The organism is Iningainema tapete BLCC-T55 (assembly GCF_014698965.1).
GTDB classification, from domain to species: Bacteria; Cyanobacteriota; Cyanobacteriia; order Cyanobacteriales; family Nostocaceae; genus Iningainema; species Iningainema tapete.
Genome location: NZ_JACXAE010000032.1, coordinates 1 through 4339, shown reverse-complemented (window position 1 = coordinate 4339; position 4339 = coordinate 1). Strand labels below are relative to the sequence as shown.

General features: G+C 37.1%; 4 protein-coding genes and 1 pseudogene. 2 read left to right on the top strand and 3 right to left on the bottom strand.

The window, feature by feature from the left end; translation table 11 throughout:
- Window positions 1-72: 72 nt before the first annotated feature.
- Genes ICL16_RS07695 through ICL16_RS07685 form a run of 3 tightly spaced genes read right to left on the bottom strand, consistent with a single transcriptional unit; the run spans window position 73 to window position 3730 of the window.
- Complete coding sequence (locus tag ICL16_RS07695; protein ID WP_190826269.1) at window positions 73-882, bottom strand: DUF6262 family protein; 810 nt, start codon at window positions 880-882, stop codon at window positions 73-75.
- Window positions 875-2473, bottom strand: coding sequence for a tyrosine-type recombinase/integrase (locus ICL16_RS07690; RefSeq protein WP_190826268.1), 1599 nt, complete (start codon window positions 2471-2473; stop codon window positions 875-877). Before ICL16_RS07690 ends, ICL16_RS07695 begins: the two co-directional genes overlap by 8 nt.
- Window positions 2474-3730, bottom strand: coding sequence for a tyrosine-type recombinase/integrase (locus ICL16_RS07685; RefSeq protein ID WP_238360654.1), 1257 nt, complete (start codon window positions 3728-3730; stop codon window positions 2474-2476).
- Between ICL16_RS07685 and ICL16_RS07680 the strand changes: the two genes are divergently transcribed.
- Complete coding sequence (locus tag ICL16_RS07680; RefSeq protein WP_202895452.1) at window positions 3731-3868, top strand: hypothetical protein; 138 nt, start codon at window positions 3731-3733, stop codon at window positions 3866-3868.
- Between the two features lie 294 nt (window positions 3869-4162).
- Window positions 4163-4264: pseudogene (locus ICL16_RS48010) on the top strand (reverse transcriptase N-terminal domain-containing protein); the annotation flags it as partial.
- Window positions 4265-4339: the final 75 nt, after the last annotated feature.

Below are 4339 nucleotides of genomic sequence, written 5' to 3'. Positions count from 1 at the left end.
CGTCGTAAGGGCTTTTCTCCACCTTCTATTCCTGCTGTTTCTTGACTCTTGTTTTTAGGGGGAAGTGAAAAGTTACGCTTGGATTAATTTTTTCTGTTTGGCTTTTGGATACCATTCGTTAAATACCTCTAACTCCGGTTTGATGTTACCTTGACCGTTAGGTTTCCAGCCTTGTTCAATGGCTCGTTTTAGCCATGCTCCAGGTTTTTCAATATTATTATCAGTTAAAGCCTCTTTAAATGCTTCTATAGCGGATAAAACAGTTTCTGAGTCAACGGATAAAATAGCTCTAGTTAAAGTTGAATTAAGCTGAATGCCCAATGACTCAAGTTGCTGTTTAACTTGTTCGCTAATATTTGAATGTCCTGTTCTTTTCTTTTCTAACGATGTTACTTTTGAAGTATCTACTGGCAATATCGTAGTAGGCTGCACTTGCTGACGACATTCTTCCAGTTGTTGTTTGAAATCAGCATTTTCAACCATGAGCCGTTCCGCTAATTCCGAAGCTCCTTGAAGTTGATAAAGTCTACCAGTTAAACCTTCGTTAATTCGGCGTAGTCCATCTATCTCTGCTCTTAACCGTTTGTTTTCTGACCTCAATGTGGAAATAATTACGGATTTAGAATTATCTGATGCTAGTGGAGGTTGTTTAGATAATGGTCGTTGCTTCTGCTGCGAGCGCAGTTTTTCAATTCTACTTCTCAAATCAGACTGTTTGTACAAGTAAGCTGTGGATACATTAGCAGCTTGAGCGACAGATTTAAAACTAATTATTTGACCTTGTTTTATTATCTTTTCAAGTGCTTTTTCTACTCGCGATGCGGACTCTCTAGCTTTCCTCTCTGCTGCTTCTTGTAAAGCTTCAATCTTTCTGTTAGTCATTGTCTGTCTCCAAGGTTTTGATGACTTTCTCTAAATTATCTTTGACAGGTGTATTTTTATGAACTTGTAACTCCCAACCACAACTTTGAGCTTTCCTTAAAATGTTGTTAGTACGCTCTAAGGTATCTTTCAAAATAGGTAAAAAGTTTTTATTAGTTCTCCAATGTGGGCAATTATAGCAACCATCAAAACCAGGAATGTTACAATCACCTAATACCTTGGGTCTAGCACAATATCCATGTTCTAATGCTCTAGCTTGGACATTCTTCTTAAACCATTCTAAGTCATCATTGCTAGATAAAATCGTTTCGTCTAACTCGGCAGATTCACCTTTAAAGTTAACGACCCTTGATTCGTGGTATTTCTGAATCTCCTTTCTAAGAGTTTCATCATGGATGTGAGCATATATCATTGTCATTGCTGGTGATTCATGACCTAAATATCGCTGAATAATGTGGAGTGGTACGCCAAGATTCACCATTCTACAACCGACTGTATGCCGAAATTGGTGAGTTTGGAAATTCCAACGTTTACCTAAGTTATCTTTAATGTCCTCCGATTCTGCTAGTTGTTTTAGAAAACCTATAAAAGTATTGTCACGCATTAATTTAGGCTTAGGGTGAAAAGAATTTTTCTCACGATATTTACCTGTATACCTAGCGGAAAATAAATATTCAAAACTTTCTCCTAGATGTTGTCTGATGTATTGCTGCTGGTCTTGAATAACTTTTGCTAATTCAAGAGAAATTGGTTTAGTATCTTCTTTACTCATTTTCCAATTCATATATTGAATGTATGGCTCACGTAACGCATCAAACTTTAAGCAATTTATTGGTAACTGCAAAAGCTCACCAATTCTAAGTCCTGTTTCTTGAATTACCAACACCATTCTCATCACTGGCTCTGGCAACTTTTCTAAGTGTTGATTTAACTGTTGCATTACCTCTTCGGGTATATATCTGGGAAGAGGCTTAGTTCGTTTTGCGTAATCTTCAGGTCTAATTAAATAAGCTGGAACATCAAACCATAAATTAATATTTCCAATTTCAAAGAAAAGTTTGAGGGTGCTTAGGTGTTTATTTTTGGTATCAACAGAGAGATTATTTCGGTTTAAAAAATCAAGAAAATCAATGATAACTTTTCTGTTGAATTCGGTAAAATTGATTGAAGGATAATGGGTTTCAAGAAAATTAGCAAACTTGCCCAAATGCCGAGTATATTTTTGCAATTGCCCAAATGATTTGCTAATAGCCTGATATCTAATAAATTTTTTAACAGTATCTTTAAACCAATCTTGCTGAAAATATAAAAAAACTAATTTAGTCTCTCCTGTATAATCTCTTACTTTGACTCCAAGGGAGGAGGCATCCCAAACATCATCCCCTAACTTTAAATAGTTAGGTTTACAGTTTACATAGTCAAAATCATCACCAAAATAACGGCGACAAACCAAACATAAATAACGTTGTTTACCTGCCTTACGACCTTTTTTATGATATTTGCTACTTCCACAGTGATGACAAAATGTTTTTGAATGATTTTCTACTAGCTCTAAATTAACTTGTTTATTTGCTTGAGATTTTGATGGCATTTATTTATTTTTTATTTGACGCTGCAAGTATTCTTTATAGGCTTCTTTCAAATCGTCATCTTTTAAATGAACATAAGTGTTAACCGTTGTTTGAATATCAGTATGTCCTAATCGTTTTTGAACGTGAGTCATATCCCAACCTGCTCTAATCAGTTCAGTCGCATGGCTATGCCTCAGGAGGTGAGGATTAACTTTAATCCCTATTTTTTTTGATAATCTTCTAAACAAACTATCAATAGTTTTATAAGCCAATGGTCTACCAATTTCACCCTTAGCAAGAACTTTTATCACGACGAAAACAAAGTCACAATCAATATCTTGTGGGTACTCATCACACAGGTAAGCTGAGTACCATTGCATTAGCTCTTTGCTAACATGAACTGTCCGCTCTACTCCCGACTTGGTTCTAACTAGGTTAATATTATCTAGTCTTGGTACAATATGAATTTCATTGTGAGTACCAGTAACCATATCTTCATGTCTTAGCCCTAGTGCTTCACCTATTCTTAGCCCTGTTTCGTATAGCAGTCTGATTAAAAATTTGTCACGCAATGTATTACAAGCTTCAACCAAGGTGTTAACTTGTTCAGGCGTTAAACATCCAGGGAATGTCGAGGGTTCTTTTATTTTTAATAACCGTGTCTTAACCTCTTTACCCTTACTAATATGGTGTAAAAAAGGCTTATATTTACTACCAGGCTGTAATTTATAGCGTTCAGCATCAACCCCAACAGTTTCTCCTATACGCTCTTGAAAATCATAAAATCCACAAACAGTTGTTAGGCAGTGATTGATAGTTTTCTCGCAGCGCTGAGAAACTTCTTGCTGAATAGATAAAACTCCAGCATTCGGGTTTCTCAACCAATGAATAAAGTTTGATAGCTCTTCCAGATAAACCTCGCGCCAACCTACCTTTGAATCCCGTAAAAACTCCCAAAACAGCTTGAGGTTGTAAGCATAAACCTGAATTGTGTTTGGACTCCGCCCCACACTGTCAAGGTAATGTAAATACTTTTGGATTGGCTCAATCGGCAAATAATTGTCATCCAACACTATCCACACGGTCTTGTCTGAGTTTGGAAGGATACCTTTTTGGACTTTCATCCTTACAATGACCTCACCCTCTTTAATTACATTGTAACTATATACTACAAAACGGGGAAGTGTGAAAACAGCGTAGTGATAAAACTTAATATCAGCTACGCTGTTGTTGTTGTTTTTATTAATAATTTCATAAGAGATAACTTGAGGAGACAAGTGACTCCCTATCTGCCCACAGCGACTATACTCGGAATTATGGAGACTGAAGCTGGGAACAGGGCGCAATCAGTTGTAAAACAAGCAGGTAACAACACTGGCGCTAACGGGGAGATGGCACGGGTAAACAAGTCCTAGAAAAGTGTCTTAGGAATCAAGCTACAACCTGAACAACCTTTGTAGACTGCATCCTCTAGATTCTCACAGCATCATTCTTTTAATAGCTGTAATCTCCGAGAAGAGGATAGGCAAAGTGGACTGCCCTAAACCATCAAAACAATCAAAAGAACGGAACGAGTAAAAACGGTGCAAGGGTCTGGGAAACAGGTCGAAAACCCCAGTAGGTGAGACGAGACACGGAACTCCTTTGCACCGGGTAGGACAGAACGTAACTGTTGTGAGGTATTCAGAAAACGCTGTTTGGAGTAAAGCATGGTTAGACACGATAGAAATATTAGTGAACTGTGGAAATCATTACCTTGGAAGAAATTTCGGGCGAACCTTTTCCGCTTACAAAAAAGAGTGTTTAAAGCCTATATTCCGCACCCAATAGTGTCACAATCGGTAATTACTGAAATAAAAAAGCAAACCAAGAATAAAATGAGACAA